Origin of the sequence: Burkholderia sp. WTPI3 (assembly GCF_021483755.1) — a bacterium.
Lineage (GTDB): Bacteria > Pseudomonadota > Gammaproteobacteria > Burkholderiales > Burkholderiaceae > Burkholderia.
The window spans coordinates 91,618-107,418 of the sequence record NZ_JAGIXF010000010.1 but is presented as its reverse complement, the minus strand read 5'-3'; the positions used below and the strand labels follow the sequence as shown (position 1 = coordinate 107,418).

Annotated in this window: 14 protein-coding genes and 1 pseudogene; 7 read left to right on the top strand and 8 right to left on the bottom strand. The window is 66.7% G+C overall.

Annotated features, from left to right (window positions below; translation table 11 throughout):
• Window positions 1-66 precede the first annotated feature (66 nt).
• Window positions 67-753: a TetR family transcriptional regulator gene (locus tag J7024_RS08205; RefSeq protein ID WP_234744971.1), complete on the bottom strand. Its 687-nt coding sequence runs from the start codon at window positions 751-753 to the stop codon at window positions 67-69.
• 48 nt (window positions 754-801) lie between these two features.
• Between J7024_RS08205 and J7024_RS08200 the strand changes: the two genes are divergently transcribed.
• Window positions 802-1,467 carry an O-methyltransferase gene (locus J7024_RS08200; RefSeq protein WP_234744970.1) on the top strand — a complete coding sequence of 222 codons (666 nt, stop codon included), beginning with the start codon at window positions 802-804 and terminating at the stop codon, window positions 1,465-1,467.
• A gap of 106 nt (window positions 1,468-1,573) precedes the next feature.
• Here the strand turns inward: J7024_RS08200 and J7024_RS08195 are convergent, their stop codons facing one another.
• The 4 genes and pseudogenes from J7024_RS08195 to dkgB form a co-directional block, all read right to left on the bottom strand.
• Entirely contained in the window at window positions 1,574-2,110 is a 537-nt protein-coding gene (locus J7024_RS08195; protein WP_124826625.1) for a DUF3455 domain-containing protein, read from the bottom strand.
• A gap of 218 nt (window positions 2,111-2,328) precedes the next feature.
• Window positions 2,329-2,457: pseudogene (locus J7024_RS37455) on the bottom strand (aldo/keto reductase); the annotation flags it as partial.
• Window positions 2,445-3,560 (bottom strand): alkene reductase, encoded by a 1,116-nt coding sequence (locus J7024_RS08185; RefSeq protein ID WP_124826624.1) that lies wholly within the window; start codon window positions 3,558-3,560, stop codon window positions 2,445-2,447. The gene J7024_RS08185 and the pseudogene J7024_RS37455, both read right to left, overlap by 13 nt.
• Window positions 3,561-3,621: 61 nt before the next feature.
• The gene (gene dkgB / locus J7024_RS08180; RefSeq protein ID WP_124826623.1) at window positions 3,622-4,428 is read right to left on the bottom strand and encodes a 2,5-didehydrogluconate reductase DkgB; all 807 of its coding nucleotides are present in this window, start codon (window positions 4,426-4,428) and stop codon (window positions 3,622-3,624) included.
• A gap of 157 nt (window positions 4,429-4,585) precedes the next feature.
• On the opposite strand from dkgB, the gene J7024_RS08175 reads away from it, so the two are divergent.
• Window positions 4,586-5,530 carry a LysR family transcriptional regulator gene (locus tag J7024_RS08175; RefSeq protein ID WP_124826622.1) on the top strand — a complete coding sequence of 315 codons (945 nt, stop codon included), beginning with the start codon at window positions 4,586-4,588 and terminating at the stop codon, window positions 5,528-5,530.
• A 97-nt stretch (window positions 5,531-5,627) separates the two neighbouring features.
• On the opposite strand, the gene zwf is transcribed toward J7024_RS08175, so the two are convergent.
• Window positions 5,628-7,103, bottom strand: a complete 1,476-nt coding sequence (gene zwf / locus J7024_RS08170; protein WP_124826621.1) for a glucose-6-phosphate dehydrogenase — start codon at window positions 7,101-7,103, stop codon at window positions 5,628-5,630.
• A 145-nt stretch (window positions 7,104-7,248) separates the two neighbouring features.
• Here zwf and J7024_RS08165 point away from each other — a divergent pair, with 145 nt between their 5' ends.
• From J7024_RS08165 to J7024_RS08155, 3 genes are all read left to right on the top strand, one after another.
• A complete protein-coding gene (locus J7024_RS08165; RefSeq protein ID WP_175750627.1) occupies window positions 7,249-8,673 on the top strand; it encodes an MFS transporter in 1,425 nt (474 codons plus the stop codon).
• Between the two features lie 109 nt (window positions 8,674-8,782).
• Window positions 8,783-10,930, top strand: coding sequence for a beta-glucosidase family protein (locus J7024_RS08160; RefSeq protein ID WP_175750628.1), 2,148 nt, complete (start codon window positions 8,783-8,785; stop codon window positions 10,928-10,930).
• Between the two features lie 123 nt (window positions 10,931-11,053).
• The gene (locus J7024_RS08155) at window positions 11,054-12,574 is read left to right on the top strand and encodes a sulfatase (RefSeq protein WP_175750629.1); all 1,521 of its coding nucleotides are present in this window, start codon (window positions 11,054-11,056) and stop codon (window positions 12,572-12,574) included.
• A 64-nt stretch (window positions 12,575-12,638) separates the two neighbouring features.
• Here the strand turns inward: J7024_RS08155 and J7024_RS08150 are convergent, their stop codons facing one another.
• Window positions 12,639-13,259: a TetR/AcrR family transcriptional regulator gene (locus J7024_RS08150; RefSeq protein ID WP_175795804.1), complete on the bottom strand. Its 621-nt coding sequence runs from the start codon at window positions 13,257-13,259 to the stop codon at window positions 12,639-12,641.
• Window positions 13,260-13,662: 403 nt separating this feature from the next.
• Here J7024_RS08150 and J7024_RS08145 point away from each other — a divergent pair, with 403 nt between their 5' ends.
• A complete protein-coding gene (locus J7024_RS08145) occupies window positions 13,663-14,691 on the top strand; it encodes a porin (RefSeq protein WP_234744969.1) in 1,029 nt (342 codons plus the stop codon).
• A gap of 120 nt (window positions 14,692-14,811) precedes the next feature.
• Window positions 14,812-15,150: a BON domain-containing protein gene (locus tag J7024_RS08140; RefSeq protein ID WP_175750631.1), complete on the top strand. Its 339-nt coding sequence runs from the start codon at window positions 14,812-14,814 to the stop codon at window positions 15,148-15,150.
• A 58-nt stretch (window positions 15,151-15,208) separates the two neighbouring features.
• Here the strand turns inward: J7024_RS08140 and J7024_RS08135 are convergent, their stop codons facing one another.
• Window positions 15,209-15,787 carry a peroxidase-related enzyme gene (locus tag J7024_RS08135; RefSeq protein WP_124826616.1) on the bottom strand — a complete coding sequence of 193 codons (579 nt, stop codon included), beginning with the start codon at window positions 15,785-15,787 and terminating at the stop codon, window positions 15,209-15,211.
• Window positions 15,788-15,801 lie beyond the last annotated feature (14 nt).

The following is a 15,801-nucleotide window of genomic DNA, read 5'->3' as shown; positions in this document are numbered from 1 at the left end:
CTGCATCCGGATGATACCGGTGCCGCGCGCGGGCTGCGCTGACGCTCGTTCCGGCCCCTCGTTTCGTCAATCCTGTACGGGATGCGTGAGATGCGCGAGGTACGCGCAGAACATGTCGGCCATCGCGGACGCATAGGCGTCGATTTCCGCCGGCGTGCGCGCGGTCTCCGAGAACGCCTTGCCGCCCGTCGTGAGCGTCGTCATGACCAGCTCGCACGCGATCTCATGCGTGGCGTCGGACACGTCGGGCAGTGCCTCGCGCATGAACGCGCTGAAGATCCGGTTGCCCTCGGCCCGCACTGCCTGCGCCTCGGGGGCATAGCGATAGAGGGGCGCCGCATCGTCGAGTGCGATGCGCATGGGCGCCTCGTCGCATTCTGAACGGATGAACGCGTGGACGGCGGTGCGCAGCCGCTCGGGCGGCGTCTTCCGCTCGTCTTGAAGCATTCCGCACAGCATGTCGGACGTCTGCCGCCACTCCTCGTGCTGGAGCCGGAACAGCACGGCCGCCTTGTTCGGGAAGTACTGATACAGCGAGCCGACGCTCACGCCGGCGCGCTCGGCGACGCGCGCCATCGTGAAGCGCTGCGCGCCTTCGGCCGCCAAAACCTGAACAGCGGCTTCGAGCACGTCGTCGACGAGCCGGGTCGAGCGGGCCTGCCGAGGCTGTCTGCGCGAGGCGATCGGGGCGTTGCGGCGGTCGGTCATGACGGGTCTGCCAATGCGAATGGTAAAACGTGAATGGTTCGTCATATTCTAGTCGGGTGCGCTGACGCACTCAACCTGACACCGGAGATTCGCATGACCACCCTGATTCACCCCCCGCTGGCGTCGCTGCTCGCGCGCCTGTTCGACGAAGCCGATGCGTCGTCGCCCGCGTCGCATCCGGACTTCGCCGACCTGACGCACGACGAGCACGCGCGGCTGATGCGCAGCAAGACCGATTACGCCGATTTCTATGCGCGCCTGAAGGACTATCCGCTCGCGGTGTCGCGCGAGACGGGCACGCTGCTGTACATGCTCGCGCGCAGCGGCGGCGCGCGCTCGATCGTCGAGTTCGGCACGTCGTTCGGCATTTCGACGCTGCACCTCGCGGCCGCGCTGCGCGACAACGGCGGCGGCCGGTTGATCACAAGCGAGTTCGAAGCGTCGAAGGTTGTACGGGCGCGGGCGAACCTGGCCGCGGCCGGGCTCGACGATCTCGTGGAGATCCGTGAAGGCGATGCGTTGCGCACGCTGGCTGTCGATCTGCCGGATACCGTCGACCTGCTGCTGCTCGACGGCGCGAAGGCGCTGTATCCGGAGATCCTCGCGCGGGTCGAGCCGCGGCTGCGGCCCGGCGCGTTCGTCGTCGCCGACAACGCGGAATACAGTCTCGACTATCTTGCCTACGTGCGCGCACCGCGCAACGGCTATCTGTCGGTGCCGTTCGGCGGCGATGTCGAGCTGTCTATGCGGATTCGCTGAGGCCGGGTCGTTGCACGGCAGCCGGAGCGGCGCCGAAAAAATGGAGGATACCTGATCAAGTGGATGCGGCGGCGACGCCCCGGATTCGGGCAGCCGTCGTCGTGCGTTACTTCAGGAACACATAACGCGCGAAATACGGAAAACGGCCGACCGCATGCTCGGTCGAACACGCCGATTCCGGCGGCATGCCGCCCGCGGTGTCGAGCCGCTGGACGAAGCGCACGCCGGCAAGCGCGCCGGTCGCGGTCTTCGGGTCCGTTGCGGCAGGCGTCGCGGCGAGCAGCAGTTGCGGGATGCTGTCCGGCCGCGCGCCTGGCGCTTGCGCGAGCTTCTTGCCGGTGATCCGGCTGCCGTCGGTCGCCTCCCACGACGGCCCTGTGCCGTGCCGGACGACGAGCGTGCCGCTGCTGTCGAACAGCATCGCCTCCGGGTGCTGGAACACCCACGTGAGCTTGTGTCCGGCGTCGTAGTCGCACGTGTAGACCTGCACGCCGGCTGCCGTCGTCGACAGCACGGGTGTGGCCGGCTGGGGCGGCGCGAGACCGGTGGCTTCGTCGGCGCGGGCGGAGACGGTACAGACGGCCAGCGCAAGGCAGGCCACGGTGGCCGGCAGCGTGGCGCGTTGCAGGGAACGGCTTCGCATGGCAGGGCATCCTTTCAGGTCGGGTGACGGTCAACTATCGGCGAACCCGTCAACGCTAGACGCCAATCGCGCCGGCCGCAATGCGCAAATGACGATCGCGGCGATAGTCATTTGCGCCTGGCCGATTCAAACCGGCAATCTCGGTGCGCGCCGGCCGGCGCCGGCGCATGCCTGGCGATCAGGCGTTCGGCCTTCAGCGCGTCCCACGCGACGCTTTACGGCATCAACTGCTCGAGCGCGCCCGCATGGTCGAGCAGCGTGTAGCGGCCGGCGGCCAGCAGGAAGCCGTCCGGGGCCGGGCGTTCGAGCGCGAGCGTGCAAGGCTCGATCCGGCTCACGCCGCAGCCTGGGCGAGCGTCGGATAGTCGGTCAGGCCCTGTGCGCCGCCGCCGAACAGCGTGTTGCGGTCGTGCTGCGCGAGCGTGGCGCCGGTACGCAGGCGCTCGGGCAGGTCCGGGTTCGCGACGAACGGGCGGCCGAACGCGACGAGGTCGGCCCAGCCGGCGGCGATCGCTTCACGTGCGCGCTCGGCGGTGTAGGCACCGGCGTAGATCAGCACGCCGGGGTACGCGGCACGCAGCCGTTGCTTGAATTCGACCGGCATCAGCGGCGCGTCGTCCCAGTCGGCTTCCGCGATGTGCAGGTAGCCGACACCGAGTTCGCCGAGCAGCTTCGCCGCGGCGAGGTAGGTGGTTTGCGGATCGTCGTCGACGCAGCCGTTCAGCGTGGTCAGCGGCGCGAGGCGGATGCCGACGCGCGATGCGTCGCCCGTGCCTTCGATCAGCGCCTGCGCGACTTCGCGCAGGAAGCGCAGCCGGTTTTCGAGCGAGTCGCCGTATGCGTCGGTGCGCGTGTTCGCGTTCGAGTCGATGAACTGGTTCACGAGATAGCCGTTCGCGCCGTGCAGCTCGACGCCGTCGAAACCGGCCTCGATCGCATTGCGGGCGGCGGCGCGGTACTGATCGACGATCTCGCGGATTTCGTCGACGGACAGCGCGCGCGGCTCGGACGCTTGCACGAAGCCCGGCGTGCTGCCGTCTGCACCGGCGACGAACACGTTCACGCCCTTCGCCTGGAGCGGCGACGACGACACGGGTTGCCGCCCGCCGAGCAGGCTCGTGTGGCTCAGCCTGCCGACGTGCCAGAGCTGCGCGAAGATGCGGCCATGCGCGGCGTGGACGGCGTCCGTCACCTTGCGCCACCCGGCCACCTGCGACGGCGTGTGGATGCCGGGCGTCCATGCGTAGCCCTTGCCGAGCGGCGCGATATAGGTGCCTTCGCTGACGATCAGGCCCGCGCTCGCGCGTTGCGCGTAATACGCGGCCATCAGTTCGTTGGCTTCGTCGCCGGGCTGGCTGGCGCGCGAACGCGTCATCGGCGGCATCACGATGCGGTTCGGCAGCGTCAGCGCGCCGAACTGCAGCGATTGGAAAAGCGGGTCCTGGGTCATGATGGTGTCCTGTCGGGTGCCGAGGCCGGCTGGCCGCGGACGGGTCGATTGAGGGTGTGGCTCAGTCCCACTTCGGCGCGAGGCCGGCCGGGTCGACTTCGCGGCCGTTGCGCTCGAGCGCGGCGATCTGCGCCATGTCTTCGTCGGTCAGGCGCAGCGTCTGCGCGAGCAGGTTGCTCGCGAGGTTCTCGCGCTTGGTCGACGACGGAATCACCGAGTAGCCAAGCTGCAGTGCCCATGCGAGCGCGACTTGCGCCGGCGTCGCGTCGTGACGCCGCGCGATCGCGCCGATCACCGGGTCGCCGAGGACCTTGCCGTACGCGAGCGTCATGTACGACGTCACGTGGATGCCTTCGGCGTTCAGGAACTCGACCAGCTTGCGGTTCTGCAGATACGGGCTCAGTTCGATCTGGTTCGTCGCGATCGCATCCTTGCCGACGGCCGCGATCGCTTCCTTCGTCAGGTCGATGTTGAAGTTCGAGATGCCGATCCGGCGCGTGAGGCCCTTCGCCTTCGCTTCGGCCAGCGCGGTCATGAACGCCTGGATCGACACGCCGTTGCCCGGGGCCGGCCAGTGGATCAGCGTCAGGTCGACGGTGTCGGTGCGCAGCTTGCGCAGGCTTTCCTCGAGGCTGGCAGCCAGCTTTTCCGGTGCGTAGTTGTCGACCCAAATCTTGGTCGTGAGGAACACGTCTTCGCGGCGCACGCCCGAGGCGGCGATCGCTGCGCCGACTTCGGCTTCGTTGCCGTAGATCTGCGCGGTGTCGATCGCGCGGTAGCCGACGTCGAGGCCGTTGCGCACCGAGTCGATGACAACCTGGTCTTTCAGGCGAAAGGTGCCGAGGCCGAATGCGGGAATCCTGCTCATCATGTGCTCCTGGGAAAGTGAAACGGCTTCGCGCCGGTTGTCGGGCCGGTGTCGAAGGCGGTCCGGATGCGATCGATGGACAGTGTGCCGACTTTACTTTTGCTGAAAAACACGTCTATAAACCAAAATGTTTTGATTTCCAGTCAAGAATGCAGCGATGAAAATCACGCTCGACGAACTCCAGGCCTTTGCGGCCGTGGTCGACTCCGGTTCGATCACCGCCGCCGCGCAGCAGCTCGACCTCACCGTGTCGGCCGCCAGCCGCACGCTCGCGCGGCTCGAGGAGAAGCTGAAGACCACGCTGCTGCGCCGGACCACGCGCAGGCTGGAGCTGACGGAAGAAGGGCGCGCGTTCCTGCAGGACGCGCGCGCGATCATCGAATCGGTCGAGAATGCCGAGGAGCAGATGCTCGCGCGGCGCGAGATGCCGTTGGGGCGGCTGCGCGTCGACGCCGCGACGCCGTTCATGCTGCACGTGATCGTGCCGCTCGTGCGCGGCTACCGCGAGCGCTTCCCGAAGGTCGATCTGGAGCTCAATAGCAACGAGGGGATCATCGACCTGCTCGAGCGGCGCACCGACGTCGCGATCCGGATCGGCCGGCTCAAGGATTCGACGCTGCACAGCCGGCGGATCGGCAACAGCCGGCTGCGCATTCTCGCGAGCCCCGCGTATATCGAAGCGCACGGCCAGCCGCGCAAGGTCGAGGATCTCGACAAGCACACGCTGCTCGGCTTCACGCAGCCCGAATCGCTGAACGTGTGGCCGATCCTCGGCGCGGACGGCGAGCCGTCGCGCATCGAGCCCGGCATCTGGTCGTCGAGCGGCGAGACGCTGCGGCAGCTCGCGCTGGAGGGCGCGGGCGTCGTGTGCCTGTCGGATTTCATGACCGCGCAGGATCGCGAGGCCGGGCGCCTCGTGCAGGTGCTCGCGCGGCAGACGCTCGACGTCGAACAGCCGATCAACGCGGTGTATTACCGCAACACGGCGATTTCGTCGCGGATCGCGTCGTTCGTCGATTACATGATCGAGGTGCTGGGCGGCACCGGTGGCGGGGGCGATGCGCCGTCGCGGCGCAAGGCCGCGTGGGTGGGGCCGCTGTAAGCGCGGCAGGCGGAACGGGCAGACGGGCAGCCGCCGTCATGCACCGGCGTGCCGTGCGGCGCTTGCGCCGCGGGCACGCCGTCGCGCGTTGTGCTCCTTATGCCTCTTCCGACCACGACATGTTGTCGCGCGCGAGCAGCGCCGACGAGGCCGCCGGCCCGAAGGTGCCGGCCGTGTAGAGGCGCGGACGATCGCCGAGCTGCTTCCAGCCGTCGAGGATCGGCTCGACCCACGACCATGCGGCTTCGAGCTCGTCGCGACGCATGAAGTGCGTGAGGCGCCCGCGGATCACGTCGATCAGCAGCCGTTCGTACGCTTCCGCGCGCCGTTCCGGAATCGCCTGCTGCAGGTCGAGGTTCAGGCTCACGGGCACCATGTTCATCCCGCTGCCCGGTTCCTTCGCGAGCATCTGCAGCTGGATCGATTCTTCCGGCTGGAGCTGGATCACGAGACGGTTGCTGTAGTGGCGCGGGCCGCTCGGAATGATCGAGAACGGCATGTCCGCGAACTCGATCACGATTTCCGACTGGCGGCGCTGCAGCCGCTTGCCGGTGCGCAGGAAGAACGGCACGTTGGCCCAGCGCCAGTTGTTGATGTGCGCGCGCAGCGCGACGAAGGTTTCCGCGCGGCTGTCCGCCGGCACGTTGTCTTCCTCGAGATAGCCTTTCACCGGCTGGCCGTCGACCGCGCCGGCCGTGTACTGGCCGCGCACCGTGTCGCGCGCGACATCCGACAGCGCCATCGGCCGCAGCGAGCGCAGCACCTTCAGCTTCTCGTCGCGCACCGCGTCCGGGTCGAGCGACACCGGCGGTTCCATCGCGACGATGCACAGCAGCTGTAGCAGGTGATTCTGCACCATGTCGCGCAGCGCGCCGGTATGGTCGTAAAAGCCCGCGCGGCTGCCCACGCCCACCGTCTCGGCGACCGTGATCTGCACGCTGCGGATGCTCGGCGCCTGCCACAGCGGCCCGAAGATCGGGTTGCCGAAGCGCAGCACCATCAGGTTCTGCACGGTTTCCTTGCCGAGATAATGGTCGATCCGATAGATCTGCGATTCCTCGAAGTGCTTGCCGACCGCATCGTTGATCGCCTTCGCCGACGCGAGATCGTGGCCCAGCGGCTTTTCGAGCACGACGCGCGAACGCGAATCGACGAGGTTCGCGGCCGACAGGTTGTCGCAGATCGTCGTGAACAGCTCCGGCGACGTCGACAGGTAGAACACGCGGATCGCGTCGCCGCGCGCCGCTTCCGCGAGCCGCGCATAGTCTTCCGGCGCGTTCACGTCGATCAGCACGTACTTGAACAGGTCGAGGAAGCGCGCCCACGCGTCGGCGTCGAAGGCCTTGTCGTCGATGAACGGGCGCGACTGCTCGTCCATGAACTGGCGGTAGCCGTCGATGCCCCAGTCGCGGCGGCCGACCGCGATGATGCGCGTCTCCGGCGGCAGGTTGCGGTGCAGGTGCGCCATGTACAGTGCGGGCAACAGCTTGCGGGCGGCCAGGTCGCCGCCGCCGCCGAAGATGATCATGTCGACGGGCCGGTCGGCTTCGGTCTGGTTGGGCTGATTCGTCATGAGTGGTTCGCGGTCTGAAACGGGTGAGCGTGGAGCGGACGTCGAAGCGCCGGGCGCAGCCCGCGACGGCCGTCGGCCTTTCCCGCTCGATCCGGCCGCGTTGACGCGGCGGGCGCGGAAGGTCCTTTCTGGCGAGGCGAGTTCGATGACTGCTGCACATTCCGATTCCGTGGCGCTGCCCGATTCGACGACACCTGCGGCAACCCGGCCGGAATCGAAGGCGAGGCTTGCGCTGCGCACCCGGCTCGCCTTCGGCATGGGCGACTTCGGGCTCAACCTGTACTGGCAGGCGACCACGCTGTACCTGCTGTACTACTACACGGACGTCGTAGGCCTGTCGCCCGTCACGGCCGGCTGGATATTCAGCGGGGCGGTGCTGTGGGATGCGTTGTGCGACCCGGTGGTCGGCTACGTCGCGAATCGCACGCGCACCCGTTGGGGCCGTTATCGGCCCTATCTGCTGTACGGTTGCGTGCCGCTCGCCGTCAGTTTCGTCGCGATGTTCGTCCCCGCCGGTATGGCGGGTGGCATCGGCCTGACCGCATTCGTCCTCGGCACGCACGTGCTCTTCCGGACGGCCTATACCGTGCTGTCGATGCCTTACGATTCGCTGATGGCGACCCTGACGGACGACAGTCGCGAGCGTGGCAGTCTCGCGGCCTACCGGATGATCTGCGCGAGCACGGCAGGCGTCGTAGTGGCGCTGTCCATGCTGAAGCTGGTGCACGTGTTCGGCCCGACGGACGAACGGCACGGTTTCCTCGTCGTGGCGATCGTCTATGCGGCTGCGTCATTGCCGGTCCTGCTCTTCACGTTCTGTTGCACCGCCGAGCGCATCGGCGCCGACGCGCACCCGATCTCGGTGCGCGAAGCGTTCGCCGCCGTGTCGCGCAATCGCGCCTTCCTGCTGATTTGCGGGATGTCGATCGCACTGTTCGCCGCCAGCACCGTCATGTCGAAGATGCTGCCCTACCTGCTGAAGTACGTGTTGCACCGAGAGGACCTGATCGGTACGGCGCTCGGCGTCGTCGCGCTGCAGGCGTTCGTCGCCATTCCGTTCTGGGCGTGGATCATGCGCCGTACGTCGAAGCGGCGCGTTGCGCTGTTGGGTTGCGGCTTCACGATCGCAGGCAACGCGATGCTCGGTGCGCTCGGGCTGCAGGGTATCGGCGTGCCGTCGTTCCTCGTCGCGCTCGGCGTGATCGGTTTCGGCACGGCCGCGACGTCGCTCTCGCTATGGGCAATGATTCCCGACACCGTGGAATATGGTCAATGGCGCACCGGCGTCAGGGGCGAAGGAACGCTTTTCGGCGTGGTCGCTTTCGTGCGCAAGGCGGCGCTTGCGATTGCGGTGGCCGGTATCGGCCATGTGTTCGGGGCGATCGGTTTCGTCGCGAACCAGCCGCAGTCGAAAGCCGCGATCGACGGCATGTGGGCCCTGCAGTGGCAGGGGCCGGCGGTGCTGCTCGGGATCGCGGCGCTATTTGCGTATTGCTATCCGGTCTCGCCCGATCTGCACGGGAAAATCGTGCGCGACTTGCACGCGGGCCGCACCCACCCATCTGCCTGAACGAGCGCCGTTGCGGGCGCTTCGCGGTGACGTCGTGCGCCGCGTCGTGCGCGTGCGGCCATCGCCACCGGCGTCGACATACCCGATGAACGACCCTGTAAAAATTGTCATGGAATCCGAAAAATTTCTCGACCGGCCCGATTTGATTCAACCTGCGCAGGTCGATCCCGACCGGCGCGCCAGCGAATGCGAAGCGCAAATGACCGACGACGAGCGGTTTGCGCTGCTCTACAGCCTCATGGTACGCGTGTTCGGCAGGCCCGGACGCGAGCCGAGAGTGCCGGCCGAGTTGCCTGTGATCGCCGGCTACACGCAGGGCGTGCCGCGTCTTGGCATTCCGGCGCTGAAGATGGCGGACGCCAGCCTCGGGCTGCGTCATACGCATGGGCCGGACGACTGCGCGACCGCTTTTCCGTCGGGGCTTGCGTTCGGGGCGACCTTCAATCCTGACCTGGCGCTCGCGATCGGCCGCGCGGTCGGCAAGGAGGCGCGGGCGCGCGGCTTCAACGTTGCGTTGGGCGGCGGCATCAATCTGGTGCGCGACGTGCGCAATGGCAGGAACTTCGAGTACATCTCCGAGGATCCGCTGCTGTCGGGTCTCGTTGGCGCCGCCATGGTGTCCGGCACGCAGCAGGAGGGCGTGATCGCCGTGCTCAAGCACGTGTCGCTCAATGCGACCGAAACGAACAAGTTTTTCCTGGACGCGGTGATCGATCCGGCCGCGCATCGGGAAAGCGATCTACTGGCCTTCCAGATCGCACTCGAGGCGAGCGAGCCCGGCGCGCTGATGGGCGCCTACAACCTCGTCAACGGCGCGTATGCGTGCGGCAATCGCGAACTGCTGCAGGAGACGATCAAGGATGCGATGGGTTTCAAGGGCTGGGTGATGTCCGACTGGCGGGCGGTCTACGGCTGGGAATTCGCTCTGCACGGGCTCGACCAGCAGTCCGGTGCGCAGCTCGATGCGCAGGAGTGGTTCAACGGGCCGCTGCGGCAAGCGTATGAAGCCGGCAGGATTTCGAAGGCGCGGATCGGCGAGATGGTGCGGCGCATGCTGCGCTCCTCCTACGCGGTCGGGATCGACCGATGGGGCCCGGCCGAACCGGTCGACTTCACGGCACATCACGCGGTGGCGCTGGAAGCGGCGCGCGAGGGAATCGTGCTGCTGAAGAACGACGCGCATGCGTTGCCGCTGTCGCCCGGGCGACGCCGGATTGCCGTGATCGGCGGCTATGCGCAGGCGGGCGTGTTGTCAGGAGACGGCTCGAGCCAGGTCATGCCGCCGGGCGGCTATGCCGCGCAGGTGCCGTTGCGCAGCCATCCGCTATTGGGTCCCACCACGATGCGGCTGTTCGGGCCGGCGCCGCTGGCGGAACTGCGCAAGCGCTTGCCGGAGGCCGTCGTCGAGTTCGACAGCGGCGCGCACGTGGCCGATGCGGCGGCCGTGGCGAAGCGTGCCGACATCGTGATCGTGCATGCGATCCGGCACGAGGCGGAACGCTTCGACAGCCCCGACATGACGCTGCCGTTCGGCCAGGATGCATTGATCGATGCGCTGGCGGGCGTGCACGATCATGTCGTCGTCGTGCTGCAGACCGGCAATCCCGTGGCGATGCCGTGGCACGACAAGGTTCGTGCGATCGTGCAGGCATGGTTCCCGGGTCAAGCGGGCGCGCAGGCGCTCGTCGACGTGCTGACGGGCGACGTCAATCCGTCCGGCCGGCTGCCGGTCACGTTTCCGACCGGCGTCGAGCAGACGCCGCATCCGGCGTTGCCCGGTGCCGATGTCGAACTTGGGTCGCCGATTGTCGTCCACTACCACGAGGGCGCCGAGGTCGGCTATCGCTGGTTTGCGAAGACGGGCCGCGAACCGCTGTTTCACTTCGGGCACGGGTTGAGCTATACGCGCTTTGCCTACGAGGATCTCCGGATCGACGCCGGCGAGACGGTCACGGCGACCTTTACGGTCGCCAATACGGGCGCACGCGCCGGTGCCGACGTCCCGCAGCTCTATCTGACGGAGGCGGCCGGCGACTGCCGCATGCGCTTGCTCGGATTCCGGCGCGTTCATCTTCAACCCGGCGAATCGATCCGGGTAACCGTGCGTGCCGATCCTCGGCTGCTTGCGCGATTTCACTCGCCGTCGAAATGCTGGCGTATCGATGCGGGGCGGTACCGCGTGGCGCTCGGACGGTCCGCGGGGGACTTCGCCCTGTCGGCGGAAGCGACGCTGGAGGCGCGGGCGTTCGGACGTTGACTGCGCCTTCAATCGGCGCGTCGCTTTCCCGGGCCGCCACGCAGCCTGCCATGCGGTGCGGCCACGAACCGATTACGTGCGGGTCTTTGCCCGCATCCATTCAACATACGGAGACGAACAACGATGCGACTCATCTATATCGACATCGACACGCTGAGGCCAGATCATCTCGGCTGCTACGGCTACCATCGCAATACCAGCCCGAACATCGACCGGCTCGCCGCACAGAGCATCCTGTTCCGCAACGTCCATGCATCCGACACGCCTTGCCTGCCGAGCCGCACGGCGCTGCTGACCGGACGCTTCGGGATCCATAACGGTGTCGTCAATCACGGCGGCGAAGACGCCGATCCGGTGATCGGCGGCCCCGACCGTAAGTTCTGGTCGCAACTGCATTTCGACAGCTTCCCGTTTCGCATGCAGCAGGCAGGGCTGAAGACCGTGAGCGTCAGTTCGTTCGCGCATCGCCATTCGGCGTTTCACTGGTATGCCGGTTTCGACGAAACCTACAACGTCGGCAAGTTCGGCCGGGAGACGGCCGACGAGGTCTTCGCGCTGGCGTCGGACTGGCTCGCGCGCCATGGCGCCGAGGACAACTGGTTTCTCCACGTTCACATGTGGGATCCGCATACGCCGTATCGCGCGGCGGCCGAATACGGCGAGCCCTTCGCCGATGCGCCGTTGCCGGCATGGCTGACCGAAGCGGTTCGGGCCCGTCACTGGGGAGGCTGCGGCCCGCACGGCGCGCAGGAGTGCACGGGTTTCGCGCCGAACGAAGCCGCGCGCGCGTGGTATCCGCGCCAGCCGCAGAGCATTCCCGACATGGCGGCGGTTCGCGCGATGTTCGACGGCTACGACACCGGCGTGCGGGTGGCCGACGAGTATGTCGGCAAGTTGCTCGCGCAACTGTCGGCGCTCGGCGTGGGCGATGAAACGGCCGTCATGCTGTCGTCCGACCATGGCGAGACGCTGGGCGAACTGAACGTCTACGGCGATCACCAGACCGCGGACCAGTTCACGACGCACGTGCCGTTGCTGCTGAAGTGGCCGGGGCTCGAGGCCGGCCGGGAATATCGCGCGTTCCATTACCAGATCGACATCACGGCCACGCTTCTGGAACTGTTGGGGCAGCCCGTCCCGGAAGGCTGGGACGGCGCGTCGTTCGCCGCCAGCTTGCAAGCCGGAGCGGACGAGGGGCGCGATCACCTGGTCGTTTCGCAGGGCGCGTGGACTTGCCAGCGCGGCGTGCGGTTCGAGAACTGGATGATGATCCGTACGTTGCACGACGGATATCACCTGTTCGACGACATCCTGCTGTTCGACCTCGATACGGACCCGCACGAGCAGCACAATCTGGCCGGCGAGCGGCCCGACATCGTGGCGCGGGGGATCGGCCTTCTGGATGCATGGGAAGCAGACATGTTGCCGTCGGCGGCGCGCGGCCGCGACCCGCTCGTCAACGTCGTGAAGGAGGGCGGCCCGTATCACGTGCGCGGCAAGCTGCACGCGTATCTCGAACGGTTGCGGGCGACGGGGCGCGCGGAGCTGGCCGACGCGCTTGCGCTGAAGCATGCGGATGATCTGCGCCGTCCGGCGGAGCCGGTCAAGCCGCCTTTTCCGATCCGAAACCTGCGAATCGTCTGAGCGGCTTCGGCTCGGCGCGGGCGCGACGCGTGCCATCGCGCGACGGCGGCAAATGCTGGGGCGGTCAGCGAAAGACCAGCGCGATGACCGCGTCGCAATGCGCGTCGATCGCCTGCTCGTCGAGCGCGTCGATGCCGTGCGCGTAGCGCATCTCGGCAGTGAGCAGATAAGGCACCTGGGCGATCGCGGTGATCATGTACAGCAATCTCACCGGATCGATTCCGGCGAGCCCGTCGATCTGCTCGCTGACGTAGCGGATCAGCGGGACGGTGCGGTCGTGGCGAGGCCGCACGAAGGTTTCGGCCATCCATTTCAGGCGTTCGGAGTCGCGGTTCGCTTCCTGCATCATCAGCCGCGCATGCTCGGGATGCGCGGCGCAATAGCGCACGTAGTTGCGGATGTACTGCTTGATCGCATTGATGGAGAACGTATCCGACGATGGCGACGGCAGTTCGACACCGGCCATGAACCGGTCGAAAAGCTGTGTCACGGCGGCGCGCCAGAGATTCTCCTTGTTGCCGAAGTAATAGCGGATCATCGCGTGATTGACCCCGGCCGCGTCCGCAATGTCCCGCAGGCTCACCGCGTCGAAGCCGCGCGTCGAGAACTGCTCAAGCGCGATGTCCAGTATGTCGGCACGCGTTTGCTCGCTGCGTTCCTGTTGCGCTTGCCGGGCTATCTGCATCGTCGTATTCCGCCGATCGAAATGTGCAATTCTGCCGCCGCGCGCGGCGCGTCGCAATGGTCAGGCGGCAGACGCCGGCAAACCGTTCCAATGTGGCCGCGTGCAGCGCCCGCCTGTTCGTCAGGGATCGAATCGAAATCCGTACCGTCGACCTATTCTAATTCCGACACGTTGTTTGACATGGAGTCCGGCTTGTCTTTAAATTATCCGATCGGATAATTATCAGCCGGGCGACGAGCCGGGAGCCGATGCGCCGGCTGCAATAGAGCGGAGCGAACCCGACGCAACGGTCGATTTCGTCACGCACGTGCGTCGCAGCCGTAGAGGTTTGTTTGTGTTGTCGTTCAGTAAAACTAATAAATATGGAGACATCGTGAGGAGAGCAATACTGGCTATGAGCGTCATGACGTTCACATCGTGCGCAGCGGCGCAGTCGAGCGTCGCGCTGTTCGGAACGATCGGCGGCGGGGTACGGTGGACCGACGGCGCGAAGGGCGGGCAACAGGTCGGTTTCGACAGCAATTCGGTATCGGGCAACACGTTCGGCATGCGCGGCGAAGAGGATCTCGGCGGCGGATGGAAGGCCACCTTTCTGCTGCAAAGCGGATTCATCAGCGGGACCGGTAGCCTGGCCTCGTCGAGCAGCCTCTTTTCGAAGCGTGCGTATGTCGGGCTGGAAGGCGGCTTCGGCCGACTGACACTCGGGCGCCAGCTCAACGCCGCCGAGGATATCGGGGTGCAGCTCGATCCGAATCAGGCGAACGGACCCGCGCTCGCGACGACGCCCGGCGTCGTCTGGGCCGGCAGTTTCTTTACGCTCGATTCACGCTTCAACAACACGATCAAGTACGTCGGACGCGTCGGCGGCTTCGCGCTGCGCGCGAGCTACTCTCCGGGCGGCGCGGCAGGGAACTTCCGGGCCGGGACGAACCTGGCGCTCGGCGCGAGCTATCAGTATCGGGACGTGCTCGTCGCCGGCGCGTATCAGCAAACCTACAACGCCACCGCGGCTCAATGGGCGAGAACCGTGATTGGCGGCGCGACGTGGCAACTCGGACCGACGCGGCTCTATCTCGGCTACAGCGCGCTGGACGTCAGCGCGGCGAGCGTGTCGGGCGCGGAGCGGCACGATCGCATTCCGTCGGCGGGGATCATCTATCAGATCACGCCGGCGTTACGGTTCACCGGTGCCGCGTATTACGACATCGCCAGCAATCTCGGCAATCGCACCAACGCGGACGGCAAGAAGACGTCCACATACGCGATGCTCGAATATTTCCTGTCGAAGCGATCCGAGCTCTATCTGGAGTTCGACCGGAACGGGTTTTCCGGCGCGTACAAGAAGGACCCGGCGAACGTGGCGGGGTTGGGCCTGCGGCCGGACGGCAGGACCGTCACCGGCATTTCGATGGGCGTCATCACCCAGTTCTAGCCGGGCCGCGTGCCAATCGGTCGACGGTGCGCGAGTCGCGCCGATATCCGGATCGTATGAAACAGAGGAGAAAAGGACATGCAGGGTCGAACAACGAAACGGCGGTATGTGGTTGCCGCGATGATGATGACGATCGCGGCGGCCGCGACGGCGCAGGAGCCGCGCACGGAGGCGTCCTCCCCGGCGGCCGCGGTGCAGGCATCTGCGCCCGCCGGGGAGAGCAAGGCGGCGAACAAGGCGGCCGATCGGGCATTGCGTCGGCGTGTTGCACGCGCGCTCGGCAGGGCGAGGACCCTGGATGCAAGCCGGATGCTGATCTTTGCGCGCGGCGCCATCGTGACGTTGTCGGGTGACGTGAAGGATGCGCAGCAGGCTGCGATCGCCGTTGCGGTGGCGCAGTCGGTGCCGGGCGTGGCCGAGGTACGCGACCGGTTGCGGATTCGCGGTCAGGACTGGTAAGGGGCCAGCGACGTGGCGGGCGGCGCCGCATCGCCGCGACGCCAAGCGGCCTGCCCCCTCAGCGCCCCAGCGCGTAGAACTCCGCGTTGGGCCGCATGTTGGTCACGTTCGCGATGCGGTTCGACATCCCGAAGAACGCCGATATTGCCGCGATGTCCCACACGTCTTCCTCGGTGAAACCATGCGACTTCAGCGTGTCGAAGTCCGCCTCGCCGACCTGGTGCGCGGTCTGCGACACCTTCATCGCGAAGTCGAGCATCGCCTTCTGACGCACGGTGATGTCGGCCTTGCGGTAGTTGGTCGCGACCTGATCGGCGATCAGCGGATCCTTCGCGCGAATGCGCAGGATCGCACCGTGGGCGATTACGCAGTACTGGCACTGGTTCACGCTGCTGGTCGCCACGACGATCATTTCGCGTTCGGCCTTCGTGAGATTGCCCGGCTTGTCCATCAGCGCGTCGTGGTACGCCATGAACGCGCGGAACTCGTCCGGGCGATGCGCGAGCGTCAGGAACACGTTCGGGATGAAGCCCGACTTTTCCTGGACGGCCGCGATGCGTTCGCGAATGTCGTCGGGCAGGTCTTCCAGTGCCGGCACCGGGAAGCGGCTGATGGGGGCGTTGTCTGCAGCGGTCATGGAGTCTCCTGGAG

Excerpts from the sequence above, each read along its gene's own strand:
- J7024_RS08145 (WP_234744969.1), top strand. The coding sequence starts at position 13,663 with ATGACGTTCACATCGTGCGCAGCGGCGCAGTCGAGCGTCGCGCTGTTC.
- J7024_RS08200 (WP_234744970.1), top strand. The coding sequence starts at position 802 with ATGACCACCCTGATTCACCCCCCGCTGGCGTCGCTGCTCGCGCGCCTG.
- J7024_RS08160 (WP_175750628.1), top strand. The coding sequence starts at position 8,783 with ATGGAATCCGAAAAATTTCTCGACCGGCCCGATTTGATTCAACCTGCG.
- dkgB (WP_124826623.1), bottom strand. The coding sequence starts at position 4,428 with ATGAGCAGGATTCCCGCATTCGGCCTCGGCACCTTTCGCCTGAAAGAC.
- J7024_RS08165 (WP_175750627.1), top strand. The coding sequence starts at position 7,249 with ATGACTGCTGCACATTCCGATTCCGTGGCGCTGCCCGATTCGACGACA.
- J7024_RS08205 (WP_234744971.1), bottom strand. The coding sequence starts at position 753 with ATGACGAACCATTCACGTTTTACCATTCGCATTGGCAGACCCGTCATG.
- J7024_RS08140 (WP_175750631.1), top strand. The coding sequence starts at position 14,812 with ATGATGATGACGATCGCGGCGGCCGCGACGGCGCAGGAGCCGCGCACG.
- J7024_RS08150 (WP_175795804.1), bottom strand. The coding sequence starts at position 13,259 with ATGCAGATAGCCCGGCAAGCGCAACAGGAACGCAGCGAGCAAACGCGT.
- J7024_RS08135 (WP_124826616.1), bottom strand. The coding sequence starts at position 15,787 with ATGACCGCTGCAGACAACGCCCCCATCAGCCGCTTCCCGGTGCCGGCA.
- zwf (WP_124826621.1), bottom strand. The coding sequence starts at position 7,103 with ATGACGAATCAGCCCAACCAGACCGAAGCCGACCGGCCCGTCGACATG.
- J7024_RS08155 (WP_175750629.1), top strand. The coding sequence starts at position 11,054 with ATGCGACTCATCTATATCGACATCGACACGCTGAGGCCAGATCATCTC.
- J7024_RS08175 (WP_124826622.1), top strand. The coding sequence starts at position 4,586 with ATGAAAATCACGCTCGACGAACTCCAGGCCTTTGCGGCCGTGGTCGAC.
- J7024_RS08195 (WP_124826625.1), bottom strand. The coding sequence starts at position 2,110 with ATGCGAAGCCGTTCCCTGCAACGCGCCACGCTGCCGGCCACCGTGGCC.
- J7024_RS08185 (WP_124826624.1), bottom strand. The coding sequence starts at position 3,560 with ATGACCCAGGACCCGCTTTTCCAATCGCTGCAGTTCGGCGCGCTGACG.